18 protein-coding genes are annotated in these 18,455 nt (G+C 39.3%); 13 read left to right on the top strand and 5 right to left on the bottom strand.

The window, feature by feature from the left end:
• Positions 1–61: 61 nt before the first annotated feature.
• From H5115_RS16360 to tolC, 3 genes are all read right to left on the bottom strand, one after another.
• Positions 62–634, bottom strand: a complete 573-nt coding sequence (locus tag H5115_RS16360) for a toxin co-regulated pilus biosynthesis Q family protein (RefSeq protein ID WP_024596226.1) — start codon at positions 632–634, stop codon at positions 62–64.
• A 41-nt stretch (positions 635–675) separates the two neighbouring features.
• Positions 676–1,605 carry an LpxL/LpxP family Kdo(2)-lipid IV(A) lauroyl/palmitoleoyl acyltransferase gene (gene lpxL, locus H5115_RS16355; RefSeq protein WP_154903706.1) on the bottom strand — a complete coding sequence of 310 codons (930 nt, stop codon included), beginning with the start codon at positions 1,603–1,605 and terminating at the stop codon, positions 676–678.
• A gap of 110 nt (positions 1,606–1,715) precedes the next feature.
• On the bottom strand, positions 1,716–3,071 hold the full coding sequence (gene tolC / locus H5115_RS16350) for an outer membrane channel protein TolC (protein ID WP_182756333.1): 1,356 nt from the start codon (positions 3,069–3,071) through the stop codon (positions 1,716–1,718).
• Between the two features lie 151 nt (positions 3,072–3,222).
• Between tolC and H5115_RS16345 the strand changes: the two genes are divergently transcribed.
• The 10 genes from H5115_RS16345 (at position 3,223) to H5115_RS16300 (ending at position 14,070) form a co-directional block, all read left to right on the top strand.
• Positions 3,223–3,849, top strand: a complete 627-nt coding sequence (locus H5115_RS16345; protein ID WP_002961957.1) for an NUDIX domain-containing protein — start codon at positions 3,223–3,225, stop codon at positions 3,847–3,849.
• 26 nt (positions 3,850–3,875) lie between these two features.
• Positions 3,876–4,334 (top strand): DUF1249 domain-containing protein, encoded by a 459-nt coding sequence (locus tag H5115_RS16340; protein WP_024596230.1) that lies wholly within the window; start codon positions 3,876–3,878, stop codon positions 4,332–4,334.
• Entirely contained in the window at positions 4,321–5,106 is a 786-nt protein-coding gene (locus H5115_RS16335) for a metallophosphoesterase (RefSeq protein ID WP_182756331.1), read from the top strand. The genes H5115_RS16340 and H5115_RS16335 overlap by 14 nt, the downstream gene beginning before the upstream one ends.
• The gene (locus H5115_RS16330; protein ID WP_002961960.1) at positions 5,091–5,651 is read left to right on the top strand and encodes a YqiA/YcfP family alpha/beta fold hydrolase; all 561 of its coding nucleotides are present in this window, start codon (positions 5,091–5,093) and stop codon (positions 5,649–5,651) included. Before H5115_RS16335 ends, H5115_RS16330 begins: the two co-directional genes overlap by 16 nt.
• A 107-nt stretch (positions 5,652–5,758) precedes the next feature.
• Positions 5,759–7,648, top strand: a complete 1,890-nt coding sequence (parE, locus tag H5115_RS16325; RefSeq protein WP_182756329.1) for a DNA topoisomerase IV subunit B — start codon at positions 5,759–5,761, stop codon at positions 7,646–7,648.
• Between the two features lie 29 nt (positions 7,649–7,677).
• Positions 7,678–8,772: a sorbosone dehydrogenase family protein gene (locus tag H5115_RS16320; RefSeq protein ID WP_024605067.1), complete on the top strand. Its 1,095-nt coding sequence runs from the start codon at positions 7,678–7,680 to the stop codon at positions 8,770–8,772.
• A 10-nt stretch (positions 8,773–8,782) separates the two neighbouring features.
• Positions 8,783–11,077 (top strand): DNA topoisomerase IV subunit A, encoded by a 2,295-nt coding sequence (parC, locus tag H5115_RS16315; RefSeq protein WP_002961963.1) that lies wholly within the window; start codon positions 8,783–8,785, stop codon positions 11,075–11,077.
• A 162-nt stretch (positions 11,078–11,239) separates the two neighbouring features.
• Entirely contained in the window at positions 11,240–11,953 is a 714-nt protein-coding gene (locus H5115_RS16310) for a 1-acylglycerol-3-phosphate O-acyltransferase (RefSeq protein WP_182671483.1), read from the top strand.
• Entirely contained in the window at positions 11,953–12,288 is a 336-nt protein-coding gene (rraB, locus tag H5115_RS16305; RefSeq protein WP_002961968.1) for a ribonuclease E inhibitor RraB, read from the top strand. Before H5115_RS16310 ends, rraB begins: the two co-directional genes overlap by 1 nt.
• Before the next feature lie 609 nt (positions 12,289–12,897).
• On the top strand, positions 12,898–14,070 hold the full coding sequence (locus H5115_RS16300; RefSeq protein WP_024605063.1) for a polysaccharide lyase family 7 protein: 1,173 nt from the start codon (positions 12,898–12,900) through the stop codon (positions 14,068–14,070).
• A 57-nt stretch (positions 14,071–14,127) separates the two neighbouring features.
• On the opposite strand, the gene H5115_RS16295 is transcribed toward H5115_RS16300, so the two are convergent.
• A complete protein-coding gene (locus H5115_RS16295) occupies positions 14,128–15,099 on the bottom strand; it encodes a zinc transporter ZntB (RefSeq protein WP_024605062.1) in 972 nt (323 codons plus the stop codon).
• Positions 15,100–15,386: 287 nt separating this feature from the next.
• On the opposite strand from H5115_RS16295, the gene H5115_RS16290 reads away from it, so the two are divergent.
• Genes H5115_RS16290 through H5115_RS16280 form a run of 3 tightly spaced genes read left to right on the top strand, consistent with a single transcriptional unit; the run spans position 15,387 to position 17,774 of the window.
• Positions 15,387–15,821, top strand: a complete 435-nt coding sequence (locus H5115_RS16290; protein ID WP_002961974.1) for an ATP-dependent zinc protease — start codon at positions 15,387–15,389, stop codon at positions 15,819–15,821.
• Positions 15,822–15,823: 2 nt separating this feature from the next.
• The gene (gene rimK / locus H5115_RS16285; RefSeq protein WP_002961977.1) at positions 15,824–16,729 is read left to right on the top strand and encodes a 30S ribosomal protein S6--L-glutamate ligase; all 906 of its coding nucleotides are present in this window, start codon (positions 15,824–15,826) and stop codon (positions 16,727–16,729) included.
• Positions 16,716–17,774, top strand: coding sequence for a succinylglutamate desuccinylase/aspartoacylase family protein (locus H5115_RS16280; RefSeq protein WP_182674025.1), 1,059 nt, complete (start codon positions 16,716–16,718; stop codon positions 17,772–17,774). The genes rimK and H5115_RS16280 overlap by 14 nt, the downstream gene beginning before the upstream one ends.
• A gap of 90 nt (positions 17,775–17,864) precedes the next feature.
• Here H5115_RS16280 and H5115_RS16275 read toward each other — a convergent pair whose 3' ends face one another.
• On the bottom strand, positions 17,865–18,437 hold the full coding sequence (locus H5115_RS16275; protein WP_182671484.1) for a mechanosensitive ion channel domain-containing protein: 573 nt from the start codon (positions 18,435–18,437) through the stop codon (positions 17,865–17,867).
• Between the last annotated feature and the right edge of the window lie 18 nt (positions 18,438–18,455).

Genomic DNA, 18,455 nt, shown 5'->3' with positions numbered 1-18,455 from the left:
ATTGAATTGAATTGAATTGAAAAACCCAAGCGCTTGCTTGGGTTTTTGTATGTGTAAACCCTTAAACCTTTAGTTTTAAACAGTTTGTACGTACAAATTCTGATGGTAACTCGGTAATAACCGCTGCTCTTTGTTTATGGCAAAAGTAAGTATAAACCTCATGCTCAAAGTCATCATTTATAGCGCGTCCAATTTGGTACAGTGCTGAAGTAAAGTTACTGTCTACTCTAAAATGATCTTTAACTACGTAATCTTTACTTAAGTACCAGTAGAGCTCAATTCCCTCGTTTTTAGCATATTGATTAAGTACATCTTTAAGGGTTGTGCCATTTTCAAAGCGCCTAGGTTCAACCTCTCCAGTCCAAGTGGTCGGCATTGGATCTACTGTTCGCGCACGTTCAGCCAATACTCTATCCAAGGTTTGTTCTGGTGTTTTAAGTTTTAAAACAAATTGATCTCGTTCTTTATTACTTTTTACTTGGTTACGAATGGAGGAGTAAAAGCGTGATAATCCTTCGGCGGCTGCATTTTTAGATTTTTTAATATCAAATACAGAACCATCACCCACTAAGAAGTATACGGCGAGTGCTATTAGCACGGCTGCAAATGATAAATGTCTAATCCAAAACCACATGATTATTACCCACCTTATTTGTTCCTATTATTGTTATACCATTACTTTTTATAAAAAGAAGGGGTATTTTTATCCGGTCGAGTTTTAAAGCGACGGTGTAGCCACATGTATTGCTCTGGAGCGGCATTAACAGATTGTTCCATGCGTTGATTTACACGTGTTACATCAGCCTTATCATCACCACTTGGGAAGTTTTCAAGCTCAGGTACTACCTCTAAATGATACTTACCATTTTCGTCGCGACGCGAGATTAAGCTCATAGTTTCGCAGTTTTTACTGCCAGCAAACATAAGAGTACCTGTTGTCGTTGCAGTGTCAGGGACGGCGTAAAATGGCACAAATTCACAGCGGTTACGGCCGTAATCTTGGTCAGGTAAGTAATAGCATACTTTTTTGTTTTTTAATGATTTTAGTAAGCCTTTTACATCTTTTCGGCCAATTAGGTATTCGTTAGAACGAAGGCGGCCATTCGTTGTAAAGTATTCCATTAGAGCGTTGTTATGAGGGCGGTAAAAGCCTAAACCTTGGCATTTTAATCCCATTACACGACTCGCCATTTCAAGATGCAGAATATGAGGTACAAGTAATAAAACACCTTTACCAGATGCTTGAACGCGCTCAAAGTGCTCCAAACCTTTGATTGAGCCATATACACTTTTTACTCGCCACTGCGGCCACCACCAAGCCATGCCGGTTTCAACCATTGCAATGCCGGTGTTTTCCATATTTTTGAGCACAAGTTTTTTTTGATCTGCTTCGCTCATATCAGGAAAACACAGCTTAATATTTACTTCTGCAATATGGCGACGGCGCTTCATAAATTTATGGACTAAGCGGCCAAGTTGCTTACCCATTGCCAGCTGTAGCTTTTGTGGTAGCCAAGAAATTAAGTATAAAAATAAAACGCCAACCCACGTTAGCCAGTATCGAGGGCCTAAAAAAGATGCTTTAAAAGGAGATGAGGTGACCACAAAAATCTCTCTGAGAATAAAAACGATAGTTTAACGCTAAGCGCTATAAAATACAAAAAGCCAGCTACATGCTGGCTTTGAATAAATTTATATTATGTTTAGCTGTAAAGTTAAGCTGATTTTAAACCTTGGTTTATAGCAACTAAATCTTCACTTGTTAATGTACCCGCTGCTTGTTTTAAGCGAAGGGTAGATAACACATAACGGTAACGCACATCAGCAAGGTTACGTTTTGCATCGTATAAATTTTGCGTACTCACGAGTACGTCAACAATGGTACGAGTACCTACTTCAAAACCGGCTTCAGTTGCTTTAAGGGCACTTTGAGCTGAAACAACCGCTTGCTCTAGCGCTTTATAAGTCGCAATATCTGAAACAACTTGATTATAAGATGTAATTACTGTGCGAGTGACTGCGCGGTAATTTGTTTCATAATCTTGGCTCGCTGATACGTAAAACGCACGGGCTTGGTTTGTTGCAGCAACTGTTGCACCACCTGAATACAAAGGCACGCTAAAATTAAGCCCAACAGAGCTTGAGTCTGAACGTGGTTGATCATCAAAATTAGCGCCATTTATTTGAGTGTCTGTAAGAGAGTCACCATAATTTGCACTTAGAGTTAGTTTTGGATAATGACCTGCTTTTGCTAATTCAATTTGATCTTTTGCAATATCAACCGTTACTTTAGAAACTTGTAAGTTGATATTTTTATCTTCAGCTACTTTAACAAAGTCGCTTGAGCGCTTAGTTGGTTTAGTTGTTGAGAAAGTATCTGTATTTAAAAAATCTAATTTTTCGTGGTATTTACCGGTTATCTCACGAAGTTGCTCGCGTGCTGTTTCTACAGCATTACTGGCAATAATTTCTTGGGCTACTGAGTTATCAAACTGAGCTTGTGCTTCGTGTACGTCTGTAATAGCTGTTAAACCTACTGCATAACGTTGTTTTGTTTGCTCAAGTTGACGTGCTATGGCACGTTTTTCAGCTTCGACAAATTCAAGGTTATCACTGGCACTTAATACATTAAAATAACCTTCAGCAACGCGTACAATTAAGTTTTGTTTAGCTGCATCATATAGGCCGCTTGCTTGTAGAGCTTGCTTATCGGCAATATCTAAAGTGTTCCAAGCACCTAGATCAAATAATGTTTGGCTTAAACTTACACCACGAGAGAATTGGTCTGTGTCACTTTCAACTTTAACTTGGTTAGATAAGTCGCCAACGCTTTGGTACGACGTTGCATCGCTTTTCGTATAACCCATAGTTAAACCAATTTGAGGTAATAGTGCACTCATCGCCAAATCGCTTTGATAAGACTGCGCATCGGCTTGGGCTTTTGCTTTTAAAACAGTAGGATCGTTAGCTGTTGCTATTTCAAAAACTTGTAGTAAATCTTCAGCTTTCACTGCTGTTGCACCTAGTGCGCATGATAAACTAACTAGCGCCGCAAGAATGTTCTTTTTCATGTGGGGTTCGGTCCTTAGACAATTTTTGTACTAAAAGCATGTTAACCTGTTTTACTGCATAACAAAAAAAATAATTAGTAAAACAGTATGTTCAAGTGTAACAGAATATATTAACGCATTTTAAAGCTTTAGATAAGTAGGAGGTAGGTACGTGGTTGATAAAAAGCTCGTTCAATTTACACATAAAGATGTAAATTTAAAGCCAATAAAAAACCTTTATAAAGGTTTTTTTCAGGTTGATTTATACCAGTTTGAACATGCTCTTTTTGCGGGTGGAAAATCAGAGCTAATTAGCCGAGAAATATTAGAACGTGGCGATGCAATTGCAGTACTGCCTTACGACCCAATATCAGATACTGTTCTTTTGATTGAGCAAATACGTATTGGCGCTATTAAAAGTAAGCATTCGCCGTGGCTACTAGAATGTATAGCCGGAATGACAGACGGCAGTACGGATTACGAATCTGTTGTAAAAAAAGAAGCGTATGAAGAAGCAGGGCTTGAATTAACCGAGCTTGAATTTATGCTTTCATACCTATCAAGCCCAGGTGGAACAACTGAGCGCTTACACTTATATTTAGCACGTGCTGATTTAAGCCAAGTGAAATCAGGTGTATATGGTCTTGAAACTGAAGGCGAGGATATAAAAACTCATATTTTATCGGTTGATGATGCGCTAATGCGCCTCAATAACGGTGAAATGGATAATGCGGCAACGGTTATTTGTATGCAGTGGCTTGCGCTAAATCGCGAAAAAATGGCAAGCAAATGGGCATAAACTCTTACTAATATTATGGCGGAACTTTGACAGCACAATTAGCAACAAATCGATATATTCAAAACCTCCCAAAGTATTTAACACTTTGTGAGCATAACTATGTGCGACTATTAAAGTTGTTACCGAGCGAGCGCAATATAGGAAGCATTCGTGAAGTAAAACTTGGCAACAGTGAATTTGCTACAAAAATTGATGGCAGCGCAAAATACACTATGGATATTTCAATTAAGCAGCTAACAGGAATGGTTAAAGGGATAGCGCCGCTGTATTTAACGGCTCGCTTGTATCATGATGCGAAAGTAGCTGAAATTATTCATCATGATTATCATCAACGGATAAAGCCATCGTACGGATACCCCAATCCTAAAATGCATCAAAAAGATGAAAAGTATCAACTTAATGCTTTTTTATACGACTGGTTAGTGGCCTGTGTAGAGCACGGGCAAGCAACATTAAATTGGGATGTAAATAATGGCTTGGTTTGATGATACATATACATTTGATAAATCATCTTTGTGCATTGCGCATATTACCGACAGCCATTTATTTGCAGATAAAAATGGTGAATATTTTAATGTAAATACTGCAGCTCATTTTGAACAAGCTTTGGCACACATAGCTGAGCAGCCAGTAGATTGCGTAATTTTTGGTGGTGATTTAACACAAGACCATAGTTTCGAATCGTACTTATTATTTACTGAACTTATAAATGCCAGTGACATCACTTGCCCTGTATTTTGGGTACCAGGTAATCATGATGAACTAGTAATGCTTAATCGCATAAGTGGCGGAAAAATAAATTCGGCTAAACATATTATTGCTAACGGGGTTGAGCTGCTTCTTATTAATTCTAAAGGGCCCACGCCCGCAGGATGGGTTACTGGCACGCATTTAGATGAAATAACTGATACTTTAGTCAACTCGAATAATAGTAAAGTTATCTTTTGCCATCATAATCCGCTGCCAATAAATGGCTATCTTGATAAGCACTTATTAGAAAATGGTCCACAGCTTTTAAATATTTTAGTTAATAGTAATAATGTATCTGCGCTTTTTCATGGTCATGTACACAACGATTATGAACAAAACTTTAGAGGCTTGCCTATATATGCAAGTCCTGCCAGTTCAGTCCAGTTTGTAAAATACACTCCAAAGTGGGAGCAAAAAAATGCAGGGCCTGCTTACAGAATGCTAAATATAAAGAGTAAAAAAGATAAAGTCGAAGTAAAAACGGAAGTGGTATGGCTAAGCGCGTAATTTATATTCATGGCTTTAATAGTTCACAAAAATCATATAAAGCTGTGCGCTTTGGTGAGCTTATGGCAAACTATGACGTTGATTATTGTGTACCGAACTTAAACCACGAGCCCCTACAAGCTATAATTGAGCTTGAACAATTACTAACGCCAGATACCGTTTTATTAGGTAGCTCGTTAGGTGGTTTTTTTGCCACGTATTTATCGCAGCGTTATCAAATTCCTGCAGTGGTCATTAATCCCGCGGTCGCACCTTATAATTTATTACAGTCGTTACTTGGGCCTAATTATAATCCGTATCAAGATTATCATTACGATTTAAATAACAGTCATATTGAGGCGCTGAAATTACTCGCTGTAGATAAATTAGCACATCCTGAGTTACTGTATTTATTACAGCAAACAGGCGATGAAGTGTTGAACTTTCAACACGCAGTAAAATATTATTCGCAATGCAAGCAATTGATAGAGTTTGGTGGCGATCATAGCTACGTTGAATTTGAACGCACCTTTGCAAGTATTGTAGATTTTCTTAAAATCACGTAAAACTAGTTAGCCTGAACTGAGGTTAGTTACTATATTAACGCTTTAGCGCATATAACAATAAAACTAGTAAACGTATTAGAGCCTTAGCGGATATAAAGACAAAAACTATGAGTGATCAAAATTATAACGCCGAAGCCATTGAAGTACTTAATGGATTAGATCCGGTAAAACGACGCCCAGGGATGTACACCGATACCGTACGCCCAAACCATTTAGGTCAAGAGGTTATCGATAACAGTGTCGATGAAGCTATGGCGGGTCATGCTACTCGTATTGACGTAATACTCCACGAAGATAACTCGCTCGAAGTGAGCGATGACGGACGTGGTATGCCTATTGATATTCACCCTGAGGAAGGTATCCCAGGGGTTGAACTAATCTTCACTAAGTTACACGCCGGTGGTAAGTTTTCTAATAAAAACTACCAATTTTCGGGTGGTTTACACGGTGTAGGTATTTCTGTAGTAAATGCGTTATCTACCCGTGTAGAAGTAACCGTAAGGCGCGACGCTCAACAATACAGAATGGCATTTGAAAATGGCGATAAAGTAGAAGATTTGAGCGTAATTGGTACTGTTGGTAAGCGCAATACAGGTACCACCGTTCGTTTTTGGGCTGATGTTAGCTACTTTGATTCACCAAACTACTCAATTACCAAGCTTAATCATTTATTAAAAGCCAAAGCGGTCTTATGCCCAGGACTGCGTATTAAGTTTGTTAATAAGCAAACAAAAGAAACCAAAGAATGGTTTTACGAAACTGGCTTAAAAGATTACCTAATTGAAGCCGTTAAAGGGTTTGAAACATTACCGCAAGACCCATTTGTTGGTGAATTTAAAAGCTCAATTGAAGGCGCTGATTGGGCTGTTGTATGGCTACCTGAAGGTGGCGAATCAATAGCGGAAAGCTACGTAAATTTAATTCCTACCGCGCAAGGTGGTACACATGTAAATGGTCTGCGCCAAGGCTTACTTGAAGCAATGCGAGAGTTTTGTGAGTTTAGAAATTTACTACCTCGTGGCGTAAAGCTAGCACCGGATGATATTTGGGAGCGTTGTAGTTACGTATTGTCGGTTAAAATGCAAGATCCACAATTTGCAGGGCAAACCAAAGAAAAACTTTCATCACGTTCATGTGCCGCATTTGTATCGGGTGTTGTAAAAGATTCGTTTAGTTTATGGCTAAATGAACATACCGATACCGCAGAATTATTAGCTGAGTTATGTATTTCAAACGCGCAAAGCCGTTTGCGTGCAGCTAAAAAGGTCGTACGTAAACGAGTTACTGCAGGGCCTGCATTACCAGGTAAATTGACCGATTGTAGTGCTGCCGATAATGACCGGACCGAGCTGTTTTTAGTGGAAGGTGATTCTGCTGGTGGTTCTGCTAAACAAGCGCGAGACCGTGAATTTCAGGCAATTATGCCGCTACGTGGTAAAATTTTAAATACCTGGGAAGTAGAGTCGGGGCAAATACTAGCATCACAAGAAGTACATGATATTTCAGTGGCACTGGGTATTGACCCAGAATCAACAGATATGTCGGGACTGCGTTACAATAAGATTTGTATACTGGCCGATGCTGACTCGGATGGATTACACATTGCAACATTGTTATGTGCACTGTTTGTTCGTCATTTTCCAGAGTTAGTAAAAACAGGGCATGTGTATGTTGCAATGCCGCCATTATTTAGAATAGATATTGGCAAAGAAGTTTATTACGCCCTAGATGAAGAAGAGAAAACCGCTATTTTGGCGCGCATAGAAGCCGAGAAAAAACGCGGAAAAGTAAACGTACAACGATTCAAAGGTCTGGGTGAAATGAATCCGTTACAGCTTCGTGAAACCACTATGGATCCTAATACACGACGCTTAGTGCAGCTTACGCTTGATGAAGAAGTAGAAACCATGGAAATGATGGATATGCTACTTGCTAAAAAACGATCGCCTGATCGTCGTCAATGGTTAGAAGATCATGGCAATAAGGCGCTCGTTTAATTGCTTGTGCCTAACACTAGGAGAGACGAATGAAAAAGTTACTAGGAAGTTTGCTGTTACTTGGGCTGACTAGCGCTCCTGCAATGGCTAAAAATATACTTGATAAGCTCACCGTAGCACCGGGGTTTGAAATTAGTTTATTTGCAAATGATGTAGAAAATGCACGTCAAATAGCCGTTTCAAAAAAAGGTATTGTGTATGTTGGCTCTCGTAAAGCGGGCAACGTATATGCGCTTATTGATCACAATAGCGACGGCGTAGCAGATAAAAAAATTGTTGTGGCTAAAGGCTTAAACATGCCCTCTGGCATAGCAATTAAAGATGGCGATTTATATGTAGGCGAAGTGCATCGTATTATTCGCTTTAAAAATATTGATACCCAATTAAAAGATCCAAAGTTTGATGTGGTTTATAACAAACTACCGAGTGAGCGTCATCATGGCTGGAAATTTTTACGTTTTGCACCAACGGGAGAATTAATCATTCCAGTGGGTGTGCCGTGTAATATTTGTGCTGAGGATGAGCGTTTTGGTCGTATTTTTGCACTTAATGTAGAAACAAAACAAATAAAAACAATAGCTAAAGGCGTTAGAAACACAGTGGGTTTTGATTTTCATCCTGCTACTCAAGCTTTATGGTTTAGTGATAATGGTCGCGACATGATGGGCGATGATATTCCACCTGATGAGTTAAACCGTGCAACACAAGAAGGAGAGCATTTTGGTTTTCCGTATGTTCATGCCGGTGCAATTATTGACCCTGAGTTTGGTGAAGGTAAAAACATTGCCGATTACACATCGCCAGCACTTGCACTTCCAGCGCATGTAGCGCCATTAGGTATTCATTTTTATAACGGTAAGCAATTTCCAGCAAGTTATAAGCAACAATTATTTGTTGCTGAACATGGCTCATGGAACCGTTCTAAAAAGTCAGGTTATAAAGTAGGCCTAGCAACAATCGAAGTAGGTCGCGTAACTAAATATACGCCATTTATTACTGGCTTTATGAAAGACGAAACAACATTTGGACGCCCTGTTGCATTTGCAGAATTAGGTGACGGCAGTCTGTTAGTAAGCGATGATTACGCCAATGTAATCTACCGTGTAAGCTATAAGAAAAACTAGGTAAGCTTTAATGAGTGATACAGATACCTTGCTAATGCAAGGAATTGAGCAACAAACAATGGGGCGTTTTACCGAAGACGCCTATTTAAATTATTCCATGTACGTAATCATGGATCGTGCCCTACCGCATGTAGGTGATGGCTTAAAACCAGTACAGCGTCGTATTATTTATGCGATGAGCGAACTGGGTTTGTCAGCTAACGCTAAGTACAAAAAATCAGCCCGTACAGTGGGTGATGTACTCGGTAAGTACCATCCACACGGCGACAGTGCCTGTTACGAAGCTATGGTATTAATGGCGCAACCGTTTTCTTATCGCTACCCTTTGGTAGATGGACAAGGAAACTGGGGTGCAGCAGATGACCCTAAATCGTTTGCGGCAATGCGTTATACCGAAGCGCGTTTGTCTAAGTTTTCAGAAGTACTGCTTAAAGAGCTTGGCCAAGGCACCGTTGATTGGACGCCAAACTTTGATGGCACCATGGATGAACCTGTTGTACTGCCTTCTCGTTTACCACATATTTTACTCAATGGTATAACGGGTATCGCCGTAGGTATGGCAACAGATATTCCGCCACATAACGTACGTGAAGTGGCTAGCGCATGTTGTTTATTACTTGATAAACCAAAAACAGAGCTTGAAGAATTACTTGAGCTTGTACATGCACCAGATTACCCAACAGATGCTGAAATAATTACCCCAAAAGCCGATATTCATAAAATATATAAAACCGGTCGTGGGTCTATCAAAATGCGTGCGGTTTACACCGAAGAGCATGGCGATATTGTTATTACAGCGCTGCCGCATCAATGTTCAGGTGGTAAAGTACTTGAGCAAATTGCAGCGCAAATGAACGCTAAAAAATTACCTATGATTGCTGATTTACGTGACGAGTCAGATCACGAAAATCCAACGCGCATTGTAATTATTCCGCGCTCAAACCGCATTAAAGCTGAGCCATTAATGGCGCACTTATTTGCCACCACCGATCTTGAAAAAAATTACCGCGTAAACTTAAACATGCTAGGCCTAGATGGTCGCCCGCAAGTTAAAGATTTACGCTGTATTTTAAGTGAGTGGCTAACATTCAGACGCGAAACAGTGCGTCGTCGTTTGCAGTACCGTTTAGATAAAGTATTAGCGCGTTTGCATATTTTAGAAGGTTTATTAGCCGCCTTTTTAAATATTGATGAAGTGATTGAAATCATCCGCAGTGAAGACAAACCAAAGCCTGTATTAATGGAGCGCTTTGATTTAACTGATACGCAAGCAGAAGCTATATTAGAATTAAAACTTCGTCATTTAGCAAAACTTGAAGAGTTTAAAATTCGCGGTGAGCAAGATGAACTAGCCAAAGAGCGTGATAAATTAGCGCAAATTTTGGGCTCAGAACGTCGTATGTCGACACTGCTTAAAAAAGAAATTCAAGAAGCCGCTGAAATGTACGGTGACGATCGTCGCTCGCCAGTGATTGAGCGTTCAGAAGCGAAAGCACTTAACGAAAAAGATTTAATTCCATCAGAGTCAGTCACTGTTGTGCTATCAGATAAAGGCTGGGCACGCGTTGGTAAAGGCCATGATTTAGATGTACAAGGCTTAAATTACCGTTCAGGTGATGGCTTTAGGGCCTCGGCTCGGGGTAAGAGCAATCAACCTGCTGTATTTTTAGATTCAGCAGGGCGGGCATTTGCAACCGATGCGCACAGTCTGCCTTCGGCGCGTAGCCAAGGTGAACCAATGACAGGTCGTTTTAACTTAACACCAGGTGCTAATTTTGAGCACGTGGTAATGAGTGAAGACGAGCAAGTATTGCTTATGGCGTCAGATGCAGGTTACGGCTTTATTACCGACTTTAAAGACTTAGTGAGTAAAAATAAAAATGGTAAAGCGCTGGTAAGTGTCCCTAAGGGTGGAATATTACTTTCTCCTATTAGGGTGAACGATGTTGCTAGTGATTACTGTATGGCTATTTCTAACGAAGGTCGCATGCTTTTATTCCCGCTACGTGACTTACCAAAACTTAGCAAAGGTAAAGGGAATAAGATTATTTCTATTCCTGGAGCTAAAGTACAAGCCCGTGAAGAGTTTGTAAAAGTGCTTGCTGTTGTGCCACAAGGAAGCAGTGTTACGCTTCATGCTGGTAAGCGTAAACTAACGCTTAAACCATCTGATTTAGAGCATTATCATGGTGAGCGAGGGCGCAGGGGTAATAAACTACCGCGCGGCTTACAGCGTGTTGACGAAGCCGTTGTTGAGCTAACCCCACAAGATGATGAACCAATAGAAGCCATTAACGAAGAGTAACCAATTACTTTTTTGTATAAATAAAAACGGTCTGCATTTGCAGGCCGTTTTTGTTTTAAAGTAAAGAGCTTGCATACTTCAGCGTACACTTGTGCGCTATTGACTCGTCTGTGTCACAAATTAACGCTATAATAATCATAATTGATCTTTGGAGAAACTCATTTGCTAGCTGTTATACGCGTTTTTATTATGCTGATGTTTATATTATTCAGTTGTATTTTTGGTTTATTACTTTCGATTGTAAGACCATTTCATCCCAATAATGTACATATTATAGCGGGCTGGTTTGGCTCAATGGCTAAAATGATTGGCGTTAAATTAGTTTTAACACGTCATGAAGATGCAATTGATGCAGGCCCTGCAGTTTATGTTGCTAATCATCAAAATAGCTACGACTTATTTACAGTGCCTGCAATGGTGCCTAAAAACTGCGTAAGTTTGGGGAAAAAGAGCTTAAAGTGGATCCCATTTTTCGGTCAGCTTTATTGGTTGTCGGGTAATATATTAATAGACAGATCGAATCGCTCCAAAGCAGCGGGAACTATCTCCAAAGCAGCCGAAAAAATTAAAAATAATGGCTTATCTGTATGGATGTTTCCAGAAGGCACACGAAGCTATGGAAGAGGGTTGCTACCGTTCAAAACAGGTGCTTTTCACACCGCAATGAGCGCAGATGTACCCATAATTCCGGTATGTATGAATACAACACATAAAACCATTAAGCTAAATCGTTGGGATAATGGTACAATTTACATCGAAATGTTAGCGCCTATACCGCTTGATAAAGAAATTAGCGCGCGTGAGCATGCTAAAAGCGTGCATAGCATTATGGCTGCTAAAATAACTGAATTAGATGCTCAAGTGAGAGAAAAATAATGGAAAACTGGCGTGAAATAAGTGAAGACATCGTAAGTTCACTACTTGAAGATGGATCAGATCCTGAAATACTTTATGAAGTAGAACACCATTTTGTGTGTGAAGACTTCCCTAAACTAGAGCAAGCTGCATTGGCTGCTTTTAAGTTAGGCTACGATGTTGAAGAGCCAGCAGAGCTTGAGCTTGAAGATGGCAGTAAAATTTGGAGCTTTGACATTGTAGTTGAAGCTGAGCTAGACGTAGACGTTATTATGGAAGACGTTGATAAGCTAGCGCAACTAGCCGTTGAGTGCGATGTTGAATACGACGGTTGGGGCACTTACTTTCAAGAGTAATTAATTACCCAGCATTAGAAAAATAGTAAAGGCGAGCATTTAACAATGCTCGCCTTTTTTTAGTTTTACTCCCTGTTTAAGCTTTAAATACACTCATTAGCCTCTATATAAATCAAAATGTACATTACCAATTTAAATCTGGTTATTACCAATTTGAAATTAGTCTTTAATTTATCTCTATTTTTATTTTTTATTCATGCTAAATTAATATTGTCCATAATTATTGGTAAGCAGTGTTATTTATTTTTTAGTACTTATGTCTGAAATTAAAATTTATTTTTAAAAATTAATTCGTCACTTAATGAATTCTAATATACTGATTAAGTTGAAAATTAAATTTGTTTTTAAGTGGTAATAAAGATAAAAGTAATACTTATTTGCTGTACCACACTGTGCTGACATATTGGTAACAATAAATATAACCTTTACTCCGCCTTCGGGTATATTTTTTGGTAATGTTAATTGGTAAGTTTAATTTGCCATTTAAATTACCATTACTATTCATACACAATTAAAAACCTGTATAGCGGTAAGATCTAAGTGTTAGTGAATTTCACTAACCTAAGTAGTTAGGTTGTTTTTATGTTCAGGTTTAAAGGAATAAAGATAATGATTAACCACAAGAAATTGTTTATTTGCACTGCAATTACTGCAACCTCAGCGTTATCTCATGCTGCAACTATTAATAACCCTGGCTTTGAAAGCGGTTTTAGTAGTTGGAACGAAACTGAGCCAGCGGCTATTTCATCTGATGCATATAGCGGATCTAAATCGTTAAAAATTCAGGGAAGTCCTGCACGTGTTTATCAATTAGTAAATATTCAGCCAAACACTGAATATACTTTAAGTGCTTATGTACTTGGTAAAGGGCAGATTGGGGTTAACGACTTAAACGGTTTATTTAAAAACAAAACCTTTGATGTATCGTCTTGGACTAAGGTAACTAAAACGTTTACTTCAGCGAATACCAATTCACTGCAAGTATTTGCTAAGCATTACAATAGCTCAAGTGATGTACGCTTTGATAATTTTACATTAGTTGAGGGCAGTAATAATGGCGGTGGCACTGATGATGGAGCAGGATCTGGAGACGGTACAACGATTCCAAGCAGCATTACAAGTGGTAGTGTTTTTGATTTAGAAGGGGATAGCCCTAACCCGTTAGTGAACGATAGTACGTTAGTATTTGTACCTTTGGAGGCACAGCATATTACGCCTAACGGGAATGGCTGGCGTCATGAGTACAAGGTAAAAGAAAGCTTGCGTGTTGCCATGACACAGTCTTACGAAGTATTTGAAGCAACTGTAAAAGTTGAAATGTCTGATGGCGGTAAAACAATTATTTCACAGCACCACGCCAGCGATACTGGGACTATTTCTAAAGTGTATGTTTCAGATACTGATGAATCAGGTTTTAACGACAGCGTAGCGGGTAATGGCATTTTTGATGTGTATGTTCGTTTGCGTAATACCAGTGGCAATGAAGAAAAATTTGCGCTAGGTACTATCACAAGCGGTGAGTCATTTAACTTGCGAGTGGTAAATAATTACGGCGATGTAGATGTAAGTGCACTAGGTAATTCGTTTGGTATTCCTGTAGAAGATGATTCTGAATCTTACTTTAAGTTTGGTAACTACTTACAGTCTCAAGATCCAAATACTCTAGATAAATGCGGTGAAGCAGGTAACTCTAATTCATTCAAAAATTGCTTTGAAGATTTAGGCATTACCCAATCAAAAGTAACAATGACTAATGTTACTTATACCCGTCAAACAAACTAAGTAGCCACTTAATTATGGCCACTCAATTGAGTGGCCATATTAAATATGCGTTTTAATTTACAGCCATTTTTTATTTTTAAAATACACACCAATACCGCCAGTAAGCACAATTAAAAATATGACAAAAGCACTAAACGCATAAGGGCTCTCTGTACCAGGAATGCCTCCTACGTTTACACCTAAAAGCCCCGTTAAAAAGCCCAGTGGTAAAAAAAGTGCTGCCACTACAGACATAACATACATTCGCTGGTTTAACTGCTCAGAAACTTGGTTAGTGATTGTTTGCTGAATAATTTGCGCACGCTCAATCGAACTATCTAGCTCTTCAAGGTAACGAATTAATAGGTTGGTGGTTTCATTAAGTTTTGCTTTATCGTCATCTAATAACCATAGGTAGTGGTTATTTACCATTGAACTAAGGGCTTCTTTTTGCGGTTTTAAATAACGTTTTAAGGCAATAGTTTGGCGTCGCAACTGTGATAAACCTTGGTTGTCAAACTTTTTACTTGGTTCATCTATTTCTTCTTCAAACTCGTCGAGTGTTTCATCTAGTGAGTCAATAACGCTTTGCATACGTGAGGTTAATTTTTGTGTAATAGAGCACACTAATTCAGAAATATTGCATGGGCCTTTATTTTCATTTAAACAGGCGAGCGTATCTTGCACCGATAATAAACGGCGCTTACGGGTAGTAATAAGAATGTCTTCGCTAATAAATAAACGAATTGAAACCATGTCTTCGGGGCTTTGTGCTGGATTTAAATTTACACCACGTAAAAATAACATGTGCCCGTTAGTTGTAGCCGTAATACGTGGGCGTGTTTCGTCAGCAATTAAAGACTCTAGTTCGTAATCGTTTAAATGAGGCTGTGCCTTGAGCCATTCAACTGCCTCACTTTGGCTATAATCCATGTGCACCCAAAGTTTACCTTGGCTTGGTTGCCAGCTATTTAGCTCATTAGTGCTTCCAATAGGACGAGCGCCGCCTTGTCCATCAAGTACAAGTGCATGTAGTAAACCATTAATCATAATTAGTTCTCATAATAGTGTATTTTTAATACTGTTAACTATAGTGTATCTACTTAGTTGCTTACAGGCTTACCTTTACTTTTAATAAGTTAAGCTTAAATAGCAAAATATATGCAGAGCCTCTGTGTTGAGCAAAGTGGCATTAAAGTACGGCTTAGCAAGGCGTGCATTGTGTGACCAGTTGCTTAAAAAGATCAATTTAATTTACTAATCGACTAGATAAATTTATTTCGTTGGTGTTTTTTGGTCTGTAGCGTATAAGTCACTTTTTTATTAAGGGCACATTTATGACAGCAAAGATCACAGTTGGTTGGCGTGAGTGGTTAAGTTTACCTGAGCTTGGTATTAACGAGATAAAAGCAAAAATTGATACTGGCGCTCGCACTTCATGTATTCATGCAATTAACATTGAAGAATACGAAGTTGACTCAGAAAAATGGGTTAAATTTACGGCCCAACCACTGCAAGATGATGAACAAACGCAAGTCACTTGCAATGCAAAAGTTAAAAAAATGAAGTATGTAACCAGCTCAAGTGGGCAAAAAGAGCTACGCTACTTTATAGAAACTACATTACATGCAGGCGAGCATAGCTGGCCTATCGAGCTTACTTTAACAAGCCGTGCAACAATGAAGTTTAGAATGTTATTAGGGCGTACAGCCATGGAAAATCGTATAGTCGTTGACCCGGCTTTATCTCAACTATTAGGTCGTAAGGTTTAACTATGAAAATCGGTATTTTATCTCGTAACAGAAAGCTATATTCAACACGTCGCTTAATTGAGGCAGCAGAAGCACGCGGCCACGAAGTTAAAGTGATTGATGCATTGCGTTGTTATATGAATATCAACTCTGAGCAACCAGAAATTCACTATCGCGGTGAAAACTTAAAAGAATTTGACGCAATTGTCCCGCGTATTGGTGCATCGGTTACATTTTATGGCTGTTCGGTACTTCGTCAGTTTGAAATGATGGGTGTTTATCCTGTAAACGAATCAGTCGCTATTTCTCGTTCGCGCGATAAATTACGTTCACTTCAGTTACTTTCGCGCAAAGGCGTTGGTATGCCAGTAACAGGTTTTGCCAGCAAACCCGATGACGTAAAAGACTTACTAGAAATGGTAGGCGGTGCACCTGTTGTAATTAAATTACTTGAAGGCACACAAGGCATTGGTGTTGTACTTGCTGAAACACGCAAAGCAGCTGAAAGTGTTATTGAAGCGTTTATGGGCTTAAAAGCCAATATTATGGTTCAAGAATATATTAAAGAAGCGGGTGGTGCAGACATACGTTGTTTTGTACTAGGCGACAAAGTAATCGCAGCAATGAAGCGCCAAGCACAAGAAGGTGAGTTCCGCTCTAACCTTCACCGTGGTGGTAGCGCTACATTAGTTCGCATTACTCCAGAGGAACGTAAAACGGCAGTAGCAGCGGCTAAATCAATGGGCTTAAATGTAGCGGGAGTTGATTTACTTCGCTCATCTCGTGGGCCACTTGTGATGGAAGTTAACTCATCACCGGGTTTAGAGGGCATTGAAATAGCAACAGGCAAAGATATTGCAGGTATGGTAATTGATTTCATCGAAAAAAATGCCTCAAGTAAAGGAACAGCAACACGTGGCAAAGGTTAAAATTAACCGTCCTTTTTCCTTATTAGGAGAAAATGTAGGCGTAGGCGAGCGTAAAACGCTTGCCTTAGAAGCAGCTAAGCTTTACACCCATTCACCACTTAATATTCCTATTGAAGTGGTTAACGGTGTAATGGAAGGCCCTGTGCTTATGGTGTGTGCGGCTATTCATGGTGATGAGCTAAATGGCGTAGAAGTTGTGCGTCAGTTACTTGCTAAAATAGATCCAAGCCAACTGCGCGGAACAATAATCGCTGTGCCTATTGTGAATGTGTTTGGCTTTATTCACAAATCGCGTTATTTACCAGATAGACGCGATATGAATCGCAGCTTCCCAGGTTCTGAACGTGGTTCATTAGCTGGGCGTATGGCTTATATGTTTTTTAATCAAGTGGCAGTACATTGTACTCATATTATTGATTTGCATACTGGCGCTATTCATCGTACTAATTTACCGCAAATTCGCGCTAATCTAGAAGATGAAGCAACCGCTGAAATGGCTAAAGCATTTGGTACGCCGGCGGTTATAAATGCATCCCTTCGTAATGGTTCATTACGCAGTGAAGCCGCAAACTTAGGTATACCTGTTATTACTTATGAAGCAGGCGAAGCGCTACGCTTTGACCCTATCGCTATTGCGGCAGGTGTGCAGGGCGTTGATTATGTTATGCGCCATTTAAAAATGGTCCGTGGCAAGCGCCCTAAAAAGTTACCAGATCCTATTATTGCAGGTTCTACTAGTTGGATACGTGCAGAGGTTGATGGCATTGTGCGTGCACAAGTATCACTAGGGGAGCATGTAACTAAAGGGCAAGTGCTTGCATATATAAGTAGTCCTCTAGGGGATTCTGAGCTTGAGCTTTTAGCGCCTAAAGGCGGTATTGTTATTGGTCAGCAAACGATGCCATTGGTAAATGAAGGTGATGCGGTATTCCACCTTGCTTACTTTGCAAACGACAATAGTTTAGTAGAACAGCAACTAGAGAACTTTATTGATGAGATAAATGATTTAGATGACGAGCTTAAAACAGCTGAGCTAAATAACTAATAGCTAAACTAAATTCTGTTTAGCTAAGCATTAAAAAACCGCAGTAGGTATTTTGCCTACTGCGGTTTTTTATGAATATGATTTTTTAAACTATGTTTTTTTAGGACCAATAATACGCTTTATAACAGGGGTTTTCGTTGGCTTTGGTTCTTTATTTAAAACCATGACAGGACGGGTCACAAATAAATTGTTAGGGTAAATTACACGGTGCCCATCAACATGTTCAAGTACTACATTCATTAAGCCCATTTCAACAATGCGCCCTTCAACATGATTCGCACCATCAATAATTCGTACCCAATAACCAACGCGGCAATCGTTTTGAATAAACATCAGTAAAAATGCGGTGAGGTTACTCAATAATGACCAAGCGGCAAAAAGTGCTACCCCTAACATGGCAAATAAAGAAGAGCCTAAAACCAATAAACCACGCAGCTCTATACCCCAAAATACTAAAACCAAACACAGTACTACAAAGGCGAGTATAATTTTTAGTAAAAGCTCTGCACGGTATTTTCGGTGCAAATCTACTTTGCCTTTAATCGCTTTTTCGAGTAGTTTTTTGGTTATTTTTAATAGAAGAGGGAAAACCAAAATAGCGATTATAGTTACAACCAACTTATATTGTGATGCAAACAATTCTAAAACTTCTATTATTTCCACATTAGGTCCTGAACTTTC

The sequence above is a fragment of the Pseudoalteromonas sp. SR44-2 genome (assembly GCF_014163745.1).
Lineage (GTDB): Bacteria > Pseudomonadota > Gammaproteobacteria > Enterobacterales > Alteromonadaceae > Pseudoalteromonas > Pseudoalteromonas distincta.
This window is presented reverse-complemented; position numbering and strand designations above follow the sequence as displayed.

What these genes read in the sequence shown, in the direction of transcription:
- rraB (WP_002961968.1), top strand. Translation starts at nt 11,953, where the DNA reads ATGGAAAACTGGCGTGAAATAAGTGAAGACATCGTAAGTTCACTACTT.
- tolC (WP_182756333.1), bottom strand. Translation starts at nt 3,071, where the DNA reads ATGAAAAAGAACATTCTTGCGGCGCTAGTTAGTTTATCATGCGCACTA.
- parE (WP_182756329.1), top strand. Translation starts at nt 5,759, where the DNA reads ATGAGTGATCAAAATTATAACGCCGAAGCCATTGAAGTACTTAATGGA.
- H5115_RS16290 (WP_002961974.1), top strand. Translation starts at nt 15,387, where the DNA reads ATGACAGCAAAGATCACAGTTGGTTGGCGTGAGTGGTTAAGTTTACCT.
- parC (WP_002961963.1), top strand. Translation starts at nt 8,783, where the DNA reads ATGAGTGATACAGATACCTTGCTAATGCAAGGAATTGAGCAACAAACA.
- H5115_RS16295 (WP_024605062.1), bottom strand. Translation starts at nt 15,099, where the DNA reads ATGATTAATGGTTTACTACATGCACTTGTACTTGATGGACAAGGCGGC.
- H5115_RS16300 (WP_024605063.1), top strand. Translation starts at nt 12,898, where the DNA reads ATGATTAACCACAAGAAATTGTTTATTTGCACTGCAATTACTGCAACC.
- H5115_RS16360 (WP_024596226.1), bottom strand. Translation starts at nt 634, where the DNA reads ATGTGGTTTTGGATTAGACATTTATCATTTGCAGCCGTGCTAATAGCA.
- H5115_RS16335 (WP_182756331.1), top strand. Translation starts at nt 4,321, where the DNA reads ATGGCTTGGTTTGATGATACATATACATTTGATAAATCATCTTTGTGC.
- rimK (WP_002961977.1), top strand. Translation starts at nt 15,824, where the DNA reads ATGAAAATCGGTATTTTATCTCGTAACAGAAAGCTATATTCAACACGT.
- H5115_RS16320 (WP_024605067.1), top strand. Translation starts at nt 7,678, where the DNA reads ATGAAAAAGTTACTAGGAAGTTTGCTGTTACTTGGGCTGACTAGCGCT.
- H5115_RS16330 (WP_002961960.1), top strand. Translation starts at nt 5,091, where the DNA reads ATGGCTAAGCGCGTAATTTATATTCATGGCTTTAATAGTTCACAAAAA.